Raw genomic sequence first — 20,948 nt, 5'->3', positions numbered from 1 at the left:
CCCAACCGGTTTTATTTACAGGAGGATTTGATAGTGAAGCTCCCTGAACTTCGCATTGGGAATCTAGTGGCCAAAGTACCTATTATTCAAGGTGGTATGGCGATTAGATTGTCTACAGCTCGCTTGGCGGCAGCCGTTGCAAATGAAGGTGGTATCGGCCTTATTGCAGCATCCGGTTTGCCGTTTGATGAATTACGATACGAAATACAATTAGCTAGAAAATTATCACCTACGGGTATTATTGGTATAAATGCGATGGTAGCCGCAACACAATTTGCGGGCTTAGTTAAAACTGCCATCGAAGAGGGCATTGATCTTGTAGTAGCAGGTGCTGGTTTTTCAAGAGATATGTTCGCAATGGGCAAAGAGTCTGGTACGCCAATCGTACCAATTGTTTCGTCCGCAAAATTAGCTCGCATTTCTGAAGGTTTAGGTGCAGCAGCAGTAATCGTAGAAGGCTGCGAAGCTGGTGGCCACTTGGGGACGGATCGTTCCGCTCGAGAAATCGTTCCAGAGGTTGTAGCTGCCGTTAAAAACATTCCAGTTATTGGTGCTGGTGGTGTTCTTGATGGTCGTGACATCGTAGAAATGTTGAAATTAGGTGCTAGTGGCGTTCAAATGGGTAGCCGTTTTGCTGCTTCTGATGAATGTAATGCATCTGACGAATTGAAAAAAATGTATGTACGGGCTACTAATCCTGAGGATATTGTATTGATTCAAAGTCCTGTAGGTTTGCCTGGACAAGCAATTAAAAATAAATTTGCTGAATCTGTATTAGACGGTACTGTAGCACCTCCAACGGTGTGTGATAACTGTTTGAAACATTGTTCCCATAAATTCTGTATCATCCGTGCTCTTTCTCGTGCACAACAAGGTGATGTGGAAACAGGTTTGGTGTTCTCTGGCAATAATATGAGAAAAGTCGATAAGATTATGCCAGTTAAAGATATCTTTGCTCAACTAAAACAGCAGGTAGCAGAGATTGATTAATTTAAAAGGGCTGTATAGCTATAAGAGGTGGAATAATTGGAAAAACGTGTAGTAATTACTGGCTTAGGGGCAGTGACTCCTGTAGGTATCGGTAAAGAGAACTTTTACAATGCGTTATTGGCAGGTCAATCTGGTATTGGGCCAATTACACGCTTTGATGCATCTGAATATGCAACGCGTATTGCTGGCGAAGTAAAAGATTTTGATGTTACAAACTATGGCGTAGACAAGAAAGAAGCTCGTCGTATGGACCGTTCTGTAGAATTGGCTATCGGTGCTGCTGTTCTTGCTTGTGAAGATGCTGATCTTGATTTAGATAAACAAGATTTAGATCGTTGTGGTACTGTAGTTGGTACTGGTATTGGCGGTATCGACTCCATCCATGAAGTATATGAAACATTATTCGAAAAAGGTCCTGGCCGTGTAAGTCCATTTGCAGTTCCTATGATGATTGCCAATATGACATCTGCACGTGTATCCATCCGTCTTGGCCTTAAAGGTCCTGTTATTACAGACGTAACAGCTTGTACTTCTGGTACAAATGCTATTGGCGATGCTTTCCGTATCATCCAACGTGGTGATGCTGATATCATGTTTGCCGGTGGTACTGAAGCGGCTGTATCTCCTGCAGCTGTAGCTGGTTTCGCAGCTATGAAAGCTATGTCTACACGCAATGACGAACCAACAAAAGCATCTCGTCCATTTGACCGCGATCGCGATGGTTTCGTAATGGGTGAAGGTTCTGGTATCGTTGTTCTTGAAGAATTAGAACACGCAAAAGCTCGTGGTGCTCATATCTACGCTGAAGTTGTAGGTTATGGTACTAATGGCGATGCTTACCACATTACTGCACCAGCTCCAGGTGGTGTACAAGCTCGTAAATGTATGGAATTAGCAATTAAAGATGCAGGTATCGATCCTAAAGACGTTAACTACATCAATGCTCATGGTACATCTACTGGCCTTAATGACAAAAATGAAACATTGGCTATTAAAGAATTATTCGGCGATCATGCTAAAGACATCGCTGTTAACTCTACAAAATCCATGACAGGTCATTTGTTAGGTGCTGCTGGTGCTATCGAAACTATCGTTATGGCGATGGCTATCGAAACTGGCAAAGTTCATCCTACAATCAACTGTGACAACCCTGATGAAGGTTTGGATCTTGACTATGTTCGCGAAGGTGCACGTGACCTTCAAGTTAAATGTGCTCTTTCCAACTCTTTCGGTTTTGGTGGTCATAACGGTACACTTTGCGTACGCCGTTATGAAGGCTAATGGTAGCTGTTGAAGCGCATAAGAGTAAGATGACACAAGCTCGTGAAGAATCTCTTCATGGGCTTGTTGCTCGTTTAGACATACCTGTGTCAGATATATCCATTTTAGATTGTGCTTTTACACATACATCTTATGCGAATGAACATAAATCAAAGCATATTAATCACAATCAGCGATTAGAGTTTTTAGGCGATGCTGTTTTGGATCTTATTATTGGGGAATACCTATTTAAGACTTATCCAGACATGGCCGAAGGTGATTTGACGAAAATTAAGGCCGCTACAGTATGTGAGGATTCTTTAGCATCTGTAAGTCGTTCTTTACAATTGGGGCAATATTTATTGCTCGGTCATGGTGAACGTGCTTCCGGTGGTAATAATCGTAATTCTATTTTAGCTGATACCTTTGAGTCTCTCATTGGTGCTATCTATATTTCTACAGATTACCAAACGGCGATGGACTTCGTTTTAAAACATCTCATTACTTATATCAAGCAAGCTTTAGAAGGTAAACGGGGCAAGGATTATAAAACCTTGTTACAAGAATATGTACAAAGAGATGGTGATAAACATATCGTCTATCGTTTGCTCAGTGAAAGTGGTCCCGACCATGCTAAGACCTTCCATATGGTGGTCGAAATCAATGGTGTTACTTACGAGGCAGGCTCTGGTAAAAGTAAAAAAATTGCAGAACAACATGCGGCTCAATTAACATTAGAAAAGTTAATGGACAAATAGAAAAGCGCCTAATGGCGCTTTTTTCTGTATAATAGTATATAGAATAGTAAATATATTTATCTTATGATCGTTTGATCGTTGTATCGAAAGCCTTATATCTTAATATATTAATTACATATCATAAGGAATAAATACATGGATATTAATATATTAATATAAAAGGTTTTGGCTGAGTTTATTTTATATAAGAAAGGAGAGTGACTATGAAACCATTTGGTATGATACCTTTTTTTATACCTCATGTAGGGTGTCCTTATGTATGTACATTTTGTAACCAGTCCCGTATTACAGGCCAATCTGGTATTAGTCACCTAACACCGGATTATATAAAAAAAACGATTACAGATTATGTGGGTAAAAAACGAAATGATAAGTTTTGGGAGGTCGCCTTTTATGGAGGCTCTTTTACAGCCATTCATCGCGATTTGCAACATACATTATTAGCGCCAGCTTATGAGATGTTACAACAGGACATAATCGATGGTATACGTTGCTCTACACGGCCTGATGCTGTTGGGGATGAGGCTATCTCATTGTTACAATCCTATGGCGTAAAAACAGTAGAACTTGGCGTACAATCTATGAATGATGGTATTTTGGTTGATGCTAAGCGCGGTCACACAGCACAAGAGGTAGTAGATGCTGTTGCACGATTAAAGCGACGTGGAATGACTGTAGGTGTTCAGCTTTTACCAGGATTAAAAGGTGAAACTTGGGAAACCATTCTAGAAACCGCTATTGCTGTAGTTAAATTAAAACCAGATTTTATACGAATCTATCCTGTTCTTGTTATAGAAAATACGGAACTAGCAGATCAATATAGATCTGGTGAGTATGAGCCATTAAGTACTGAGCAAGCTATTAAATATTGTGCATTCTTAAAGGAATGGTTTAAACAGCATAATATTGAAGTTATACGTACAGGATTACAAAGCACGGACGAGCTTGATTCAGGCAATAGTTTGGTAGCAGGTCCCTATGAACCTGCTATGGGTGAGCTCGTCGTAAATGAACAATATAAACAACGCATTGAAAGATGTATTGATGATCATTTTTCTTCAGAAAATTTATTAGGAAAGCAAAATGATTACAATTTTTCTCATTTTGATTGTTACCATACCCATAAGGTAGGATGTAGATTTTATTCGGATAGTGGTGATATTTTGATGAAACATAGGATTGTAATTTCTTATCCTAGAAGCAGTACATCAAAGGTGCGAGGTCTCAAAAATCGCAATATTTTATATTTTCAAGAAATGTATCCTCAATTTAGCATAGATTGGTGTGAAGATAATACGAGAAATACTGTTCGTTGCTGTATTGATGGCCTACAATATATGTTATAATAAAAGATATGATTATTCGGGGTTGTTAGTAGAAAGGAGGCAGTCATGCAATTACTTCGGTTGGAATTAAAGGGCTTTAAATCGTTTGCAGATAAGACGGTTGTAAAATTCTCACCAGGAATGACTGCCGTTATTGGGCCTAACGGAAGTGGTAAAAGTAATATTACGGATGCTATGAAATGGGTTTTAGGGGAATCCAATGTCCGTAACTTACGTGGTCAAAAAGCAGAGGATATTATTTTCTCTGGTACGGAAAAACGTAAACCAATGAGTGCAGCTGAGGTTACACTTGTATTTGACAATAGTGACCATCAATTAGATGTAGATATGGCTGAGGTTGCTATTACACGCCGTATTTATCGTACTGGTGAAAGTGAGTTCCTTATCAATAAACGCTCTTGTCGTTTAAAGGATATTCACCTTTTATTAGCTGATACAGGCCTTGGGAAAGATTCAATGGCTATTATCGGTCAGAACCGCATTGATGCTATTTTGAATTCAAAGCCTGAAGAGCGTCGTTTGATCTTTGAAGATGTAGCAGGTATTTCTCGTTTTAAAATCAATAAAGAAGATGCATTGCGTCGTATTGCTAGCACAGACCGAAATATGGAACGCGTACGCGACGTAATGGCTACTATCGAAGAGCAACTAGGACCTTTGTCTGAAAAGGCGGAAAAGACTAAAAAATATATGACCTTAAGTCGTACAAAGCGCGACTATGATGGGGCATTAGGCTTTCACAATTATAAGACCTCTGATCGTTTATTAACGCGTTTTGAAAATGATAATATTGCATTTAAGGATGAAGAGATTGAGCTTCAAACTGAATTGTCTAAACTGGAAGCTCGCCGTCATACCTTGCAATCCGCATCAACAAAAGAGCAAGAACAGCTCAAATTGTGGGAAGCTCAATATACGGAAAAGCAACGTGATGAAGAGCGTTTAGCCGGTCATTTACGTCTGTTAGACGAGCAGTTGAAGACAGCTCATCGCGAATTAGATGAAACATCTATGCGTATTAGTGAGCTAGAGGCGACTCAAAAAGGTGAAGAACAACAATTACGCATTTTAAATCAATTGATTCAAGATGAAAGTGCTCAACTAGTAGAGAAAGAATCCAAACTAGAAGAGTTAGAGGCGAATTATAAAAAAGCTGTTGAAGATGTTAGCACCGAGCAAGCGAAGTTCCAGTCCTTGCAGTCTAATCGAGAAGCCTTTGAGCAACATCAATTAGAACTGGTGAGCGCTATTGAAACAGCAAAGGCTAGTATTCGTAGCTTAGAAGCTCGTAAGGAAGAGTCTACAAAACAATGTGAGATTTTGAAGGCTGAAATAGGTCAAGTAGATAGTGAATTACAAGCAGCTCACGGTGAATTTGACACATTAGGCCAACAGTTTAATGCTATTTCTGCACAACGACAAGCCCTCGTTGATGGCGGTAAAGAAGCAGCTTTACAAGCTCGTGAAGAACGCAAAGAATTACAAAAATTACGTACCCAAGAGCAACGTGTTAAAGGTCGTATCGAACTATTAGCCCAATGGGAAGAACAACATGAAGGCTACTTAGAAGGTACTAAGAATATCCTAAACGGTAAAGGATCTTGGCGCGAACAGATTACGGGTGCTGTTGGTGATCTCTTTACGGTAGAAGATAAATATACTACGGCTATCGAAACGGCATTAGGTGGTAGTGTTAATCACGTTGTGACCACTACTTCTCGCGCTGCTGCAGAGGGTGTCAATTATTTGAAATCTATCCAAGGTGGCCGCGTAACCTTCTTGCCGATGGATTCTGTAAAAGGAAAACCCTATGATACACCGGCTTTACATGAAAGTTGTGTAATTGGTACTGCTGTTGATTGTATTTCCTTTGATAATACATACGCTCATATTTTCCAATACTTATTGGGGCGCACCTTGGTAGTATCCTCCATGGATGATGCTATTGGATTGCAAAAAAAATATAATCAACAATTGCGTATCGTTACGCTTACAGGGGAACAATTCCAACCTGGTGGCTCTTTAACTGGTGGTGCTACAAAGCGTAAGCGTACCTCTGTATTGAGCCGTAAGGAAGAGGCGGCTAGCCTTGAACAAGAGCTTCTGCAAATTGAAGACCGCATTCGTTCCTTAACAGCTAGCTTGGAAAATCTTGAAAAACGGGTTGAAGAAGCCGAAAAAGAACGAGGTGCCCTTGATGAAAGCTACCAACATACGAACTTACTATATGTGGCTAGTGAAACAAAGGTACAAAATATTCAAAATCAAATTGATCGTAAGAAACGTGTTCTTCGTGAAGAAGAGCAACGTTTATTACAAATCGATATTGATTTAGCTAGTACAACGGCTAACTTGAAAGACCAAGAAGCGGCTCTTGCTTCTTTGCAAGAAGACCACGGTGTAGATGGCAATCAAGGGGCCTTAATGGAGCGTTTAACTGTATTACAAAAGGTACAGCAAGAGGCTTATGAAGCTTTCACAGAGGCTCGCCTCACCTGTGATACATTGCGACAAACCATTAAGGAACGTGAAACTCAGCGAGAACAACGTAATCAATCCATTGCTAACATTGTAGAGCGCTTAACACCGTTACGTAATTTGCTAATTAGTACTACAGAGCGCTGTGAAGTGGAGCTACCAAAGGCTAAAGAATTGGCAGACCGTGAACTGGCTTCAGCTACAGCCGAAGTTGAACGTTTGCGTGCACTTCGCGATGAAGCCTATGATAAAACATCTACAGGTCGTGAGGAATTAGAATCCATTCTTAGCGAGCAAGACCGTTTAAACCAACGCTATAAGGTGGTGCAAGGTCGCCTCGTTGATATGGAAGGTAAAATTACCCGTCATCGCATGGACTGTGAACGCTTTGTAGAAGAGTTACAAGAACTTGGTTTTACATTGGAAGATGCGCAATCCCTTCGCATTGAAGGCTCAGTTAGTGATTGGAAGGATGAGCAGGCCCGCTTGATGGCAGAAATTGCCGAGCTTGGCCCCGTCAATCCGAACGCTGTTGAAGAATATGAAGAAACTAAAGAGCGTTATGATTTCTTAACTACACAGTTAGCGGATTTAGATACAGCGAAGGAGCAATTGCAAGCGGTTATTGCTGAAATGGATAAGGCTATGAGTACACAGCTATACGATGTATTAGATGTGGTAGGCCGCAGATTCCAAGAAGTATTTAGCCAATTATTTGGCGGTGGTACAGCTCAAATTGTATTGACTGATCCAGATAATATCTTAACTGGTGGTATCGATTTCTACATTCAGCCACCAGGAAAGAAACGTCAACAATTGACCTTGTTATCCGGTGGTGAGCGTGCCCTTACGGTTATTGCTTTATTGTTCTCGTTCCTCGACTATCGTCCTGCCCCGTTCTGCGTGCTTGACGAAGTTGACGCAGCCCTTGATGAAGCCAATGTTGAAAGATTTAGTTCTTACTTAAATCGGGTAAATAAAGAAACACAATTTATCGTAGTATCGCACCGTAAAAAGACGATGGAAGCTGCCGAAGTATTACAAGGGGTGACCATGGTTGAACGAGGCGTATCGCGATTATTAACAGTAGCATTTGAAGATGTGAAGGAGGATCTAGCATAATGGCATTTGGATTCTTTAATAAAATTAAAGAGGGCTTAGAAAAAACTCGTAAGTCCTTTGTAAAAAATGTAGAAACAGTGATCATTGGTTATGCAGAAATTGATGATGATTTTCTTGATGATTTAGAAGCAGTTATGCTTACTAGTGATCTTGGTCCTAAGACTACAGAGTATTTGATGAAGGAAATCCGTCGTGGTGTTACAGAAGGTATTATCAACAATACTGGTGATGTAATGCCGTTTATGGAAGACCGTATTACAGAAATGCTTGTTGACCAAGAAGATGAAATTACATTACATCATCCAGAAGTTATTCTTGTAGTTGGTGTAAACGGTGTTGGTAAAACTACGACTATTGCTAAGTTAGCTAACTATTACACTAAAGAAGGTAAAAAGGTTATTATCGCTGCAGGCGATACATTCCGTGCCGCTGCAGCTGACCAATTATCTATCTGGGCTGATCGCGTAGGTGTGCCTATCGTTAAACATAAAGAAGGCGCTGATCCTGCAGCCGTTGTATATGATGCAATGGAAGCGGCAAAAGCTCGTAATGCAGACCTTGTTATTGTTGATACAGCTGGTCGTCTACACACAAAAGTGAACCTTATGGAAGAACTTAAAAAGATGGGCCGTGTAGCGAATAACCACGTAGAAGGGGCTCCGCATCAAACATTGCTCGTGTTAGATGGCACTACAGGTCAAAATGCAGTAAGCCAAGCTAAATTATTTGGTCAAGCCGTACCAGTAAATGGTATTGTTGTTACTAAACTTGATGGTACAGCAAAAGGTGGCGTAGTTATCTCTATTAAAGAGGAATTAGGTGTACCTGTTCGCTGGATCGGCGTTGGCGAAGGCATGGATGACTTGCGTCCATTTAATGCAAAAGAATTTGCTAATGCACTATTTAATAAAGGAATGATTCAAGGTGACAAATAAATATAACCGGGAATTCTTACTTGAATATGTAGAATCTGAAAATAAAAAAAACGAATGTAATGTTAGCCTAGAAAATATGAATAAGATTGTTAGCTTAATCGAATATTTCGGCATTGAATTATATCGTCCTATTACGAGATTACTACTTTCAAACTGGGAAGAGATTACTGAACGTATTAATAACTATTCTGAGTCCGATTGGATGATGGCAGATGAAATCCAAAAGACTACGCCAACATTAGATCGCTTTTCTATTGCTATGCTCACCGAAGTCTTAGAGGGTGAGGATACTTTGAACCAAGCGGAAAATGCAGGGCGCCGTCTATCAGAGGAAGAACTTAAAGCTATCCGTAAACATCAGGATGAACAGTAATGAAACATAATACATATAATTATGAAGGGGGTCAACCATTTAAAGTGGAGGCGCCCTTTACGCCTACAGGGGACCAACCAACTGCCATTCAATCTTTAACAGAAGGCATTGAACGCGGTGAATGGGCCCAAGTTTTGCTCGGTGCCACTGGTACAGGTAAAACCTTTACAATGGCTAAGGTTATCGAGGCCGTTCAAAAACCAACTCTGATTATTGCCCATAATAAAACCTTAGCTGCCCAGCTATGTAGTGAGTTTAAAAGCTTCTTCCCTAATAATGCGGTAGAATACTTTGTATCTTACTACGATTTCTATCAACCAGAAGCATATATTCCTTCTAGCGATACGTACATCGAGAAGGATGCGTCTATTAATGATGAAATCGATAAACTGCGACATAGCGCTACGATGAGCCTCTTTGAACGTCGCGATGTGATCATCGTTGCCTCTGTTAGCTGTATTTACGGCTTAGGTGACCCTGAGGATTACTCTGAACTCGTGCTATCTTTGCGCTTAGGTCAGACGAAATCTCGTGATGAAATTCTGTCTAAACTCGTAGATATTCAATATACGAGAAATGATATGAATTTTATTCGCGGTACCTTCCGTGTACAAGGGGATACTATCGAGATTTTCCCTGCCGCTTATAGTGAAAGAGCCATTCGGGTGGAACTCTTCGGCGATGAAATCGATCGCCTCGTTGAGGTAGATGCTTTGACTGGTGAATTGATTGCTGAACGCAAGCACGTTGCAGTCTATCCAGCATCTCACTATGTAACTACGAAAGATAAGATGCGTATTGCTGTAGAGCGTATTGAGGCTGAGTTAGAAGAACAGTTAGCTAAGTTGAAAGCTGCTGATCGTCTATTGGAGGCTCAACGTCTTGAGCAGCGTACCCGTTACGATATAGAAATGATGCAAGAAATGGGCTATTGCTCAGGCATCGAAAATTATTCCCGCCATATGTCTGAACGTAAGGCTGGAGAGGCGCCATATACATTGATAGACTATTTCCCAGATGATTTCCTCATCATGGTGGACGAGTCACATGTAACGATACCTCAAGTGCGTGCCATGTACAATGGTGACCGTGCACGTAAAGAATCACTTATCGAATATGGCTTCCGCCTACCTTCAGCACTTGATAATAGACCGCTTCAATTCGATGAATTCGTGGAGCGCATCAATCAAATCGTCTATGTATCGGCAACGCCTGGTCCATACGAAATGGACGTACAAACGAATATTGCAGAGCAAATTATTCGTCCTACCGGTCTACTCGATCCATCCATTGAGATTCGTCCTATTAAGGGACAAATGGATGACCTGCTCGGTGAAATTCATAAGCGAGCAGCTAAGAATGAACGTGTCCTCGTTACGACCTTAACAAAGAAAATGGCAGAGGATTTAACAGAGTTCTTGAAGGAAATGGGCGTCCGCGTTCGATACCTCCACTCGGATATCGTTACCATCGAGCGTGCTGAAATTATTCGAGACTTACGAGCTGGTGTATTCGATGTACTAGTTGGTATCAACTTGCTTCGTGAAGGCCTTGATATGCCAGAGGTTTCTCTCGTCGCTATATTAGACGCAGATAAGGAAGGCTTCTTGCGTTCTGATACGGCTATGATTCAAACTATCGGTCGTGCCGCTCGTAACGTGAATGGTCACGTTATCATGTATGCAGACCGCATAACAGGTTCTATGCAGCGCGCTATCGATGAAACCGATCGCCGTCGCGCCGTGCAAGAGGCTTATAATATTGAACATAATATTACGCCTAAGTCTGTTTCTAAAGACGTGAAAGAGCTTATTGAATTGACGAAAATCGAAGAAGATATGGACACTGATAGCAAGGGACTTTCACCGAAGAAGGGGAAAAAGAAATCCTCTACACCGGGAATGGACCATGGACATGAACCATATGCACAAGATATATCTACGCCTAAGGTGGCCGATATAACACCAGAAGAGTTATTCAATAAAATTGAAGAACTAGATCGTCAAATGAAGGCCGCTGCAAAGCAGCTTGAATTTGAAAAGGCCGCTAAGTTGCGTGACCAATTGGGCGTATTACGTCAACAATGGTCTGATATGCATAGCGCAGGTGAAAGTAAGTTAAAAAAACCGGCATCATCTAAAGGTAGAAAGCGAACTAGTCCAAAGAGTAAATAGATTGTAAGAAAACGCATAGATTATATAGATTGTAATAAAACACATAGATTATATAGACTATATGTGCGATAATATAGATATATTATTTCATGTTAGTTATGGGAGAGATGATGCCGCTTGGTATCATCTCTTTATATAGGGAAAATAATGAAAGACCAATTGATTGTAAAAGGTGCACGTCAGCATAACCTTAAAAATATAGATATATCCTTACCACGGGACCAGTTTATCGTGTTAACCGGCCTCAGTGGTTCTGGTAAATCGTCCTTGGCATTCGATACGATTTATGCAGAAGGACAACGACGCTATGTAGAGTCTTTATCTGCTTATGCCCGTCAATTCTTGGGACAAATGGATAAACCCGATGTAGACTATATTGAAGGTTTATCTCCAGCTATTTCTATCGATCAAAAGACTACAAGCCGTAATCCTCGTTCTACAGTTGGTACTGTAACGGAGATTTACGACTACTTGCGTCTATTATTTGCTCGTGTAGGCCATGCTCATTGTCCTGAATGTGGTAAGCCTATTACACAGCAAACGATACAACAAATGACAGACGATGTAATGAACTTCCCAGAAGGTACTAAGATTTTAGTATTAGCCCCTATGATTCAAGGGAAAAAAGGGGAGCATAAATCCGTCTTTGATCAACTTCGAAAAGAAGGTTTTGTTCGTGCCCGCGTAGATGGCGTTGTACGTACATTAGATGAAGATATTGTATTAGAGAAAAATAAAAAACACTCCATCGATATCGTAGTAGATCGTCTGGTGGTTAAAGAGGGCATTGAATCTCGCCTAGCAGACTCTATGGAGACCGCATCAAAATGGGCAGAAGGCATTGTAGTTATCCAAGAGGTAGATGGACCTGAACACATGTACAGCCAACACTTTGCATGTCCAGATTGTCATATTTCCTTGCCGAAAATTGAACCACGTATGTTCTCCTTTAACAGCCCATTTGGTGCCTGCCCAGCTTGTTTGGGTATTGGCTCCACTATGGAAGTAGACGAAGAGCGCGTTATTCCAGATGGATCTATTAGCTTTGCCGATGGTTGTGTACAAGCGTTGAGCTCTAATCCTAATGCATGGTTTATGCGTCAAGTAGAAGGTCTATTGAAGGCCAATGGATACTCTTTAGATTCTACTTATGATGAATTGCCAAAAGCATTACAGAAAAAAGTAATGTATGGCACTACAGATAAGGTGGCTTTCACGTACGAAAATATGCGCGGTGAAGTGAAGGAATTCTTTACTGAGTACGAAGGTATTTTACCGATGGTAAAACGCCGTCATAGTGAAGCCTCTACAGATTCTATGCGTGAAGAGTTTGAAAAATTTATGTCCATTAAGCCTTGTACTACATGCCATGGAGCTCGTCTTAAACCTGAAGTATTAGCCATTACCGTAGGGGATAAGAACATTAATGAGGTAACGCAGTTAACGATTAAAGAAGCACTCGATTTCTTTGGTACCTTACAGCTTACTGAACGGGAACAAGTAATAGGTGCTCAGATTTTAAAAGAAATTAATGCTCGTCTTGGGTTCCTAAACAATGTAGGCCTTGATTATCTTACTATGAACCGTAGTGCAGGCACTTTATCTGGTGGTGAAGCACAACGTATTCGTCTAGCTACGCAAATTGGCTCTGGTTTAGTAGGTGTATTATACATCCTAGACGAACCGTCCATAGGTCTACATCAACGAGATAATGATCGACTCATCGATACCTTAAAAGGCTTACGAGACTTAGGTAATACCTTGCTCGTTGTAGAACATGATGAAGATACGATGCGTGCTGCTGATTATCTTGTAGATATCGGGCCTGGTGCTGGTGAACATGGTGGTCAAATTATTGCAGCCGGTACAGTAGAGGAAGTGATGAAGGTAAAAGACTCTATTACTGGTCAATACTTGAGCGGCCGCAAGTTTATTGCTCTTCCTGAAGAACGTCGTAAACCAGGTAAGAACTGCATTGAAATTCGCGGTGCTAAGGAAAACAATTTACAAAATGTGAATGTAAAATTCCCTATTGGCTTATTCAATGTTGTTACTGGTGTCAGCGGTTCTGGTAAGTCTACCTTAATCAACGAAATTCTCTATAAAGGTTTAGCTAATCAATTATATCGTTCTAATCATAAAGTAGGGGCTCATAAAGAGATTCGTGGTCTTGAACATATCGATAAAATCATCAATATCGACCAAAGTCCTATCGGTCGTACACCGCGCTCTAATCCAGCTACCTATACAGGTGTATTCGATGCGATCCGCGAGCTCTATAGTCAAACACCGGAAGCAAAGATGCGTGGCTATAAACAAGGTCGCTTTAGCTTTAACGTAAAAGGTGGTCGCTGTGAAGCTTGTCGTGGTGATGGTATCATTAAAATTGAAATGCACTTCTTACCAGATGTGTACGTGCCTTGTGAGGTTTGTAAGGGTGCCCGTTATAATCGAGAAACCTTAGAGGTTAAATACAAAGGCAAATCTATTGCTGATGTATTAGATATGACCGTAGACGATGCAGTAGAATTCTTTAGTGCCATCCCTAAAATTCATCGTAAGATGATTACACTACAAGAGGTCGGTTTAGGCTATATCCGCTTAGGTCAAGCTGCTACAACATTATCTGGTGGTGAAGCTCAACGCGTTAAATTAGCTACTGAACTAGCTCGGCGCAGCACAGGTAAAACACTGTATATTCTTGATGAACCGACTACAGGTCTTCACGCTGAAGATATTCGTAAGCTTTTAGATGTACTACAAAAGCTCGTCGATGGTGGGGACACAGTGGTGGTTATCGAACATAATTTAGATGTCATTAAGATGGCAGACCACATTATAGACCTCGGTCCTGAAGGTGGTAATCGCGGTGGCACTATCGTAGCTACAGGTACACCAGAGGAAATCGTTAAGGTAAAAGAAAGCTATACGGGCAAATTCTTAGGTCCTGTATTAGAACAGACTAAGAAATTTATGAAAGCATCAAAAAATAAGAAATAAAATATTAAAAATCTACGAAGAAAGGAGGACATATGCCATCTGAAGAATTACTAGAGAAGGTCAGTCATTTGCCGACTACACCGGGCGTGTATTTATGGCGTGATCAATATAACCGCATCATCTATGTTGGTAAGGCCATTAATTTGCGTAATCGTGTTCGTTCCTATGTGCGCAATGATGCCAATCGGGCACCTAAGGTTGCGGCCATGATGAAGCGAGCAGTCGATGTAGAAATCATTCAAACAAAGACGGAAATGGAAGCGCTTATCTTAGAGAACACGCTTATTAAGGAGCATGAGCCTAAATACAATATTAGGCTTCGCGATGATAAAACGTATCCGTACGTAAAAATCTCAGTACAAGAGGACTACCCACGTGTATATATGACGCGCCGTCTTGAACGTGATGGGGCCAAGTATTTTGGACCTTTTACAGATGTAACATCAGTTCATGTAGTACTAAAATTGATTCGTCAGTATTATCCTTTGCGGACATGTAAATCTATGAAGGTAGAGAGACCGTGTTTACAGTACCACATGCATTACTGTGAAGCGCCGTGCTTTAATAAGATTTCTGTACCAGACTACCGGAAATATATTGATGAAATTGTAGAACTCTTTGAAGGTAAGCCTATACCATTGCTTAAAGAAATCAAAGAAAAGATGGAATTAGCTGCAGAAGACTTACGCTTCGAAGATGCCGCACGGTATCGAGATCAGTTATCTAGTATTGAAAAGATACAAGAAAAGCAGCGCATGGTTACGCAGCGAGGGGACCTAGATGTGTTAGGTCTTGCAGTAGATACATCTATGGCCTGTGTACAGTTACTATTTATTCGCGGTGGTCGATTACTAGGTCGCGAAAACTACTTTGTGCAACACGATGGAGATAGTGCTGAAACTATAATGACGGACTTTATCAAGCAGTACTATGGGGATACGAACTTTATTCCTAAAGAGCTATTACTCCCTATGGATAGTACTGATAGAGACTTGTTACGTGAATGGTTTACGCAGCTTAAAGGCCAGAATGTAGACGTATCTGTACCACAACGAGGGTACAAGATGGATATGATCAAGATGGCCCATGAGAATGCGGAAACCTTCCTTGAAGAGCGCCGTCGTCAGTGGCAACATCAAATTGATAAGACTGGTGGAGCCGTTAAAAAATTAGCGGAAGTATTGGACTTACCTCGCTTGCCAGAGCGTATGGAGTGTTTCGATATCTCTCATACCCAAGGTGCTGAAACGGTAGCATCTATGGTTGTCTTTGAAGGTGGCAAACCAGCGAAGAAAGAATATCGCCGATTTAAATTAAAAACGACACAAGGTAAACCTGATGATTTCAAGTCTATGGCAGAAATCATGGAACGACGGTACGGTAAGGAAACAGATTGGCCTATGCCTGATCTAATCATCATCGATGGTGGTAAAGGTCAGCTCAATGCAGCATTGCCGTTGATTCGCGGTGTAGGTGTTACAGATGTGCCTGTTATCTCTTTAGCTAAGCGTATTGAAGAGGTCTTTGTAGAAGGACAATCTGAAAGCATCATCTTAAGCCATCACACACCAGAGCTTCAATTGCTTCAACAAATACGTGATGAAGCCCATCGCTTTGCCATTACGTACCATCGTAAGCTTCGTGGGAAACGTAATTTAGAATCTATTCTAGATCATATTGAAGGTATCGGCCCTAAACGTCGAAAGGCATTATGGGCTCACTTTAATAGTTTAGAAGCCATGAAAGAAGCATCTATTGATGAGCTTTCAAAGGTGGAATCTATGAACTATAAGACGGCAGAAGCATTATATAATTTCTTCCGCATGTCTAAGGCAGAAAAACAAGATATGTTGAAATAAAAAAGAGTATCTTATTTAAGATGCTCTTTTGCTGTATAAGTATGTTATTTATTTTTGTTGACGTTGAATGTACCAAGTACGCCAAGTAAATAATACACTTGCTGCTAGTACGCTAGCGAGTAACCCAATCCATACGCCAAATGGTCCATAATTAGGATTTTTAGCAAGAATATAAGCAGTAGGAAAACATACCCCCCAATACGATACGAGGGAGATGTAAAGTACTATTTTTACATCCTTATAAGCTCTTAGAATGCCTTGTAATGGAGTACCGATGGCATCGATAGCGGCAAAGAATACGCCATATCCAAGGAATTGATAAATAAGACCATATACTTCGTCATCATTTGTGAATAGGTCTGCAATATTGTCCATATTGGTGAACGTAAAGGCACAAATGAGTAACGCAATGATGATGGCCATTATACGAGCGATGTAAGAATACTGAATGGCTTCTTTTTTACGCCCTGCACCGAGCTCGTAAGCAACAGCAATAGTAGAGGCCATAGCAATACTGAGTGGTAAGCAGTAGAATACATTAGTAAAGGAAATAACCGACTGATGGGCTGCTACTACGGCAGATCCAAAGTGAACCATCAAGAGGCCAGCGATACTAAAGATACTGGCTTCTAAGAAAATGGAAGCACCAATAGGAATACCCACTTGTAATTGCTCACGAATATAGTGGAAGCTTGGGCGTTTAAAGTCCTTATAAATTCTATATCCCTTTAATTTAGGATGGAAGAGAATGACTAAGCTAAAGAGAATAAAGTTGGTCCAACAAGCACCAGCAATACCATAACCAGCACCAACACCACCGATTTCAGGAAAACCGTAGTGGCCAAAGATAAGTGCATAGTTTAAGAATACATTAATCACAAAGCTTGTAAAAACGATAGCCATAGAGTAATGTGTTAACCCGTGGGAATCGACTGTATTACGCAAGGTGTTTACCCAAAGTAGAGGGAACAAACCAAGAGCAAAAGCTTTCAGGTAACTAATACATACCTCAGCTGCAGCAGGTTCTAGATTTAATGCTGTCAGAAGAGGACGTAAGCCTAAGAGACCAATTATTAAAATGATACATGCTAGGCCTGTACCGATATAAAGACCTTGATAAAAGATTGTTGAAATATCATCGGTTTTCTTAGCTCCCAATAGCTGAGAAATAATTGGAGTGATACCTAACAACGTTCCTTGTGCAAAGATATAGAAGAGGAGCCATAAATTATACCCCGTAGCAACCCCTGCTAAATCTATCGTACTATATTGTCCCGTTAAAAAGATGGCTATAAATGTACCACCTATAAGAGAAAATTGTGTTATGCACATAGGAGTAAATAGTTTAATAAACAACCATAACTTTTGTGATATAGAATATGTTTGATACATACTTACCTCCCTTATTAATGATATATTATACGATATCATAAAGTAGCCTAATTTAATAGATAAATGCCTTGAGAATTGGGAATTAAATATATATTATTGATTAGTCTATTATGAATCTATAATTAATGATTTTTTATATCGTAGAACTTCTATTTGTAGTGTTATGCTTCTCATATTAATATGAATGGAGTATGCTAAAAATGAATATATATTTTACAAATTGAATTTTACACTACTGAACTATATCGATTATAATATATATACTATAGTTGTATTATAAGGAGGATACATTGGACATCTTATCTATTCAAGGTTTATTGGCGATGTTACAAATCATCGTTATCGATATTTTACTTGCTGGTGATAATGCTATTGTGATTGGTATGGCGGCTCGTAATTTACCTGCTCATTTGCAGAAGAAAGCTATCTTCTGGGGCACAGCAGGGGCCATTATTTTACGCCTTGTTATGGCATTCTTATTTGTAGAGGCATTGAACAATATTCCTGCACTTCGTTTAGTAGGTGGTATCCTTCTCTTATGGATCGGTTATAAACTTGTTGCCGATGATGAAAGCGAGCATAATATTGAAGCGAAGGATAGTTTGCGTGCTGCTATTACTACTATTGTGATTGCAGATGGTATTATGGGCATCGATAATGTTATCGGTGTAGTTGGTGCTGCAGGTGGTCATATGACAATGGTAGCTATTGGTATGCTCATAACTGTACCAATCATCATTTATGGCAGTACTTTATTTGTGAAAGTCATCGAACGATTTCCAATTATCCTATACGTTGGCGGCGGTATCCTTGGCTGGGTAGGTGCTGGTATGGCAGTAGAGGATACATTGATTGCTCATAGTGTTGAACCATATGCACTGTTCATCAAAATTGCTGCAGTAATCCTCGTAGTAGGAGCATCTTTGGTAGCTAAAAAACTCAAGAAATAATAGAATATATCTCTTCTCCTAATCATAGGAGGAGAGATTTTTTTATGTAAACTAATAGCTCTCTTTTAGGTGAGAAAATAGAAAAATTATGGTATAGTTAAGGGATAGTTATTGAATTACTCGTTTGAATTGAGGTATGTACAGAATGGAATTTTTAGAAGTTGCCACGTGGGTGACCATTGGTAAGATTATCTTAATTGATATTTTGTTGGCTGGCGATAATGCTGTAGTAATTGGTATGGCAGCTGGTAAATTAGCTCCAGAACTACAAAAGAAAGCCGTAATTTGGGGTACTGTAGGGGCTATTGTAATGCGCCTTTTATTTGCTACCCTTTTAGTAGAGGCGCTTACTTTAATTCCTCTTATCCACTTAGGTGGTGGCTTTGTACTTGTATGGATTGCCATTCAATTATTAAAAGGTGGAGATGAAGATGCACATATTGAAGCTAAGAATTCATTAATGGGTGCTATTTGGACGATTATTGTAGCCGACGCTATGATGAGTATTGATAATGTCATCGGTGTAGTAGGGGCCGCTAAAGGTCATTTAGAGCTTGTTATTGCAGGTATGTTAATTACTGTTCCAATTATCGTATTTTGCTCTACATTATTTGCTCGTATTATTAATAAATTTCCTGCTATTCTTTGGGCAGGTGGTGCACTACTTGGCTGGGTTGCAGGCGAAATGATTGTGGAAGATCCACTTCTTATGCCATATATTCAAGGTGAAGAATTACTCGTGAAATTCGGTACTGTATTCTTTGTACTCATTGTGACTGGTATGATTAAAATTTGGAAGAAAAGAGACGCGTAAATGAACGGTACAAGTCGTACATCTCGTAAAAAACAATCTAAACAACATAGAAGAGCGAATCGCTCAAATTCACAGCAAACTGTGAGCGGTACAGTATCTAAAAAACAACAAGCTATACTCAATGCACCTGTTAAACTAGGTGATGAAGTGCTCGTAACCATTCACGGTATTGGTAGCAGTGGTGAAGGGGTAGGTCGTGTAGATAATTTTACTGTCTTTGTTCCTTTTGCTTTGCCTGGAGAAACTATAAAAGTAGTCATCACCATGGTAAAAAAGACGTATGCTACAGGTAGACTTTTAGAGATTGTTACAATGGCTCCGAATCGTATCGATGCTAGTTGTGATCTCTATGGCTTCTGTGGGGGATGCCAACTACAACATATTACCTATGAAGGACAGCTTTCACTAAAAACACAAAAGGTGAAGGACGTTATAGAACGCATTGGTCATCAAAATCCAGACCTTGTAAAACCTGCATTAGGCCCCAAAGAACCTTGGGCATATCGAAATAAAATGCAAATGCCTGTAGGCGGTACTAAAGGCGATATTCAAATGGGATTCTATGCAATGGGCTCTCACGATATTGTGCAAGGTACAAACTGTCCTATTCAAGATGAAGGGAATAATATCATCGCTCAAACTTGTTACCAAATTGCTAAAGAGTTTGACATTGAACCGTATGACGAACATACAGGAAAGGGCGTACTGCGCCATATTATTGGACGCATTGGACAATCTGGATGGATGATTATTCTTGTAACGGCAACCGAACAATTGCCCCATAAAGAGAAGTGGGTAGAGAAACTAACGGAAAGAATTCCTCAAGTAGAAACTATCGTTCATAACGTAAATGGTAAGCGTACTAATGTCATATTAGGACCTAAAAACAATATCCTCTATGGTGATGGGACGATTACAGATCATATTAAGGACTTACAGTTTACATTATCTCCACATTCCTTCTTCCAAGTGAATCCAGAACAAACGACAGTACTTTACGATCAAGCATTAGCTTATGCGGACCTAAAAGGTGATGAAACCGTTATTGATGCGTACTGTGGTACTGGGACTATTTCATTGTTTTTAGCTCATAAGGCAAAACATGTAATAGGCATAGAAATCGTAGAACCTGCTATTATCAATGCTCGTGAAAACGCGCGTCGCAACGGTTATGATAATACAGAATTTATCGTCGCTGATGCAGCTGTAGAAATGCCAAAACTCTACAAAGCTGGCGTACGACCAGATGTTATTGTATTCGATCCAATCCGCGCAGGCTGTAAAGAAGAGGTACTAACCTCTGCAGCCGGTATGGAACCAAAACGCATTGTTTACGTATCCTGTAACCCAGCAACCATGGCTCGAGACATTGAAATCCTTACACACTACGGCTATGAACTTAAAGAAGTCCAACCTGTAGACATGTTCCCAATGACAGCGCATGTCGAAGCTGTTGCTTTGCTTTCTAGAAGCGAAGCATCACTTTAATATATTGTT

Annotated in this window: 14 protein-coding genes; 13 read left to right on the top strand and 1 reads right to left on the bottom strand. The window is 40.2% G+C overall.

Translation table 11 applies throughout. The features are described 5' to 3' along the window. Positions 1 to 33: 33 nt before the first annotated feature. The 10 genes from ACWTVK_RS03375 to uvrC all read left to right on the top strand — a co-directional run bounded on the left by ACWTVK_RS03375 (position 34) and on the right by uvrC (position 16,295). Positions 34 to 990 (top strand): NAD(P)H-dependent flavin oxidoreductase, encoded by a 957-nt coding sequence (locus ACWTVK_RS03375; protein ID WP_005386972.1) that lies wholly within the window; start codon positions 34 to 36, stop codon positions 988 to 990. 36 nt (positions 991 to 1,026) lie between these two features. Further along, a complete protein-coding gene (fabF, locus tag ACWTVK_RS03370; protein WP_024066702.1) occupies positions 1,027 to 2,271 on the top strand; it encodes a beta-ketoacyl-ACP synthase II in 1,245 nt (414 codons plus the stop codon). Beyond that, on the top strand, positions 2,271 to 3,008 hold the full coding sequence (gene rnc, locus ACWTVK_RS03365; RefSeq protein ID WP_456045932.1) for a ribonuclease III: 738 nt from the start codon (positions 2,271 to 2,273) through the stop codon (positions 3,006 to 3,008). Before fabF ends, rnc begins: the two co-directional genes overlap by 1 nt. 203 nt (positions 3,009 to 3,211) lie before the next feature. Beyond that, positions 3,212 to 4,354, top strand: a complete 1,143-nt coding sequence (locus tag ACWTVK_RS03360; protein ID WP_456045931.1) for an elongator complex protein 3 — start codon at positions 3,212 to 3,214, stop codon at positions 4,352 to 4,354. A gap of 45 nt (positions 4,355 to 4,399) precedes the next feature. After that, positions 4,400 to 7,954, top strand: coding sequence for a chromosome segregation protein SMC (smc, locus tag ACWTVK_RS03355; RefSeq protein WP_456045930.1), 3,555 nt, complete (start codon positions 4,400 to 4,402; stop codon positions 7,952 to 7,954). Next, the gene (ftsY, locus tag ACWTVK_RS03350) at positions 7,954 to 8,889 is read left to right on the top strand and encodes a signal recognition particle-docking protein FtsY (protein WP_024066706.1); all 936 of its coding nucleotides are present in this window, start codon (positions 7,954 to 7,956) and stop codon (positions 8,887 to 8,889) included. The genes smc and ftsY overlap by 1 nt, the downstream gene beginning before the upstream one ends. Beyond that, a complete protein-coding gene (locus ACWTVK_RS03345) occupies positions 8,879 to 9,262 on the top strand; it encodes a hypothetical protein (protein ID WP_295802913.1) in 384 nt (127 codons plus the stop codon). Before ftsY ends, ACWTVK_RS03345 begins: the two co-directional genes overlap by 11 nt. Beyond that, positions 9,262 to 11,436, top strand: a complete 2,175-nt coding sequence (gene uvrB, locus ACWTVK_RS03340; RefSeq protein WP_456045929.1) for an excinuclease ABC subunit UvrB — start codon at positions 9,262 to 9,264, stop codon at positions 11,434 to 11,436. The genes ACWTVK_RS03345 and uvrB overlap by 1 nt, the downstream gene beginning before the upstream one ends. 147 nt (positions 11,437 to 11,583) lie before the next feature. Next, the gene (gene uvrA / locus ACWTVK_RS03335; protein ID WP_456045928.1) at positions 11,584 to 14,436 is read left to right on the top strand and encodes an excinuclease ABC subunit UvrA; all 2,853 of its coding nucleotides are present in this window, start codon (positions 11,584 to 11,586) and stop codon (positions 14,434 to 14,436) included. A 32-nt stretch (positions 14,437 to 14,468) separates the two neighbouring features. Beyond that, positions 14,469 to 16,295, top strand: a complete 1,827-nt coding sequence (uvrC, locus tag ACWTVK_RS03330; protein ID WP_456045927.1) for an excinuclease ABC subunit UvrC — start codon at positions 14,469 to 14,471, stop codon at positions 16,293 to 16,295. Between the two features lie 48 nt (positions 16,296 to 16,343). Here uvrC and ACWTVK_RS03325 read toward each other — a convergent pair whose 3' ends face one another. Beyond that, positions 16,344 to 17,687 carry an MATE family efflux transporter gene (locus tag ACWTVK_RS03325; RefSeq protein WP_456045926.1) on the bottom strand — a complete coding sequence of 448 codons (1,344 nt, stop codon included), beginning with the start codon at positions 17,685 to 17,687 and terminating at the stop codon, positions 16,344 to 16,346. 290 nt (positions 17,688 to 17,977) lie between these two features. On the opposite strand from ACWTVK_RS03325, the gene ACWTVK_RS03320 reads away from it, so the two are divergent. From ACWTVK_RS03320 to rlmD, 3 genes are all read left to right on the top strand, one after another. Then, positions 17,978 to 18,637 (top strand): TerC family protein, encoded by a 660-nt coding sequence (locus tag ACWTVK_RS03320; protein WP_308522571.1) that lies wholly within the window; start codon positions 17,978 to 17,980, stop codon positions 18,635 to 18,637. Between the two features lie 145 nt (positions 18,638 to 18,782). Further along, complete coding sequence (locus ACWTVK_RS03315) at positions 18,783 to 19,451, top strand: TerC family protein (RefSeq protein ID WP_295210042.1); 669 nt, start codon at positions 18,783 to 18,785, stop codon at positions 19,449 to 19,451. Further along, positions 19,452 to 20,939 carry a 23S rRNA (uracil(1939)-C(5))-methyltransferase RlmD gene (gene rlmD / locus ACWTVK_RS03310; RefSeq protein ID WP_456045925.1) on the top strand — a complete coding sequence of 496 codons (1,488 nt, stop codon included), beginning with the start codon at positions 19,452 to 19,454 and terminating at the stop codon, positions 20,937 to 20,939. The last annotated feature ends 9 nt before the right edge of the window (positions 20,940 to 20,948 follow it).

The sequence above is a fragment of the Veillonella sp. Ser01 genome, assembly GCF_053850375.1.
Note: the sequence above shows the minus strand (reverse complement) of the source record. Positions and strands in the feature narration are given on the sequence as shown.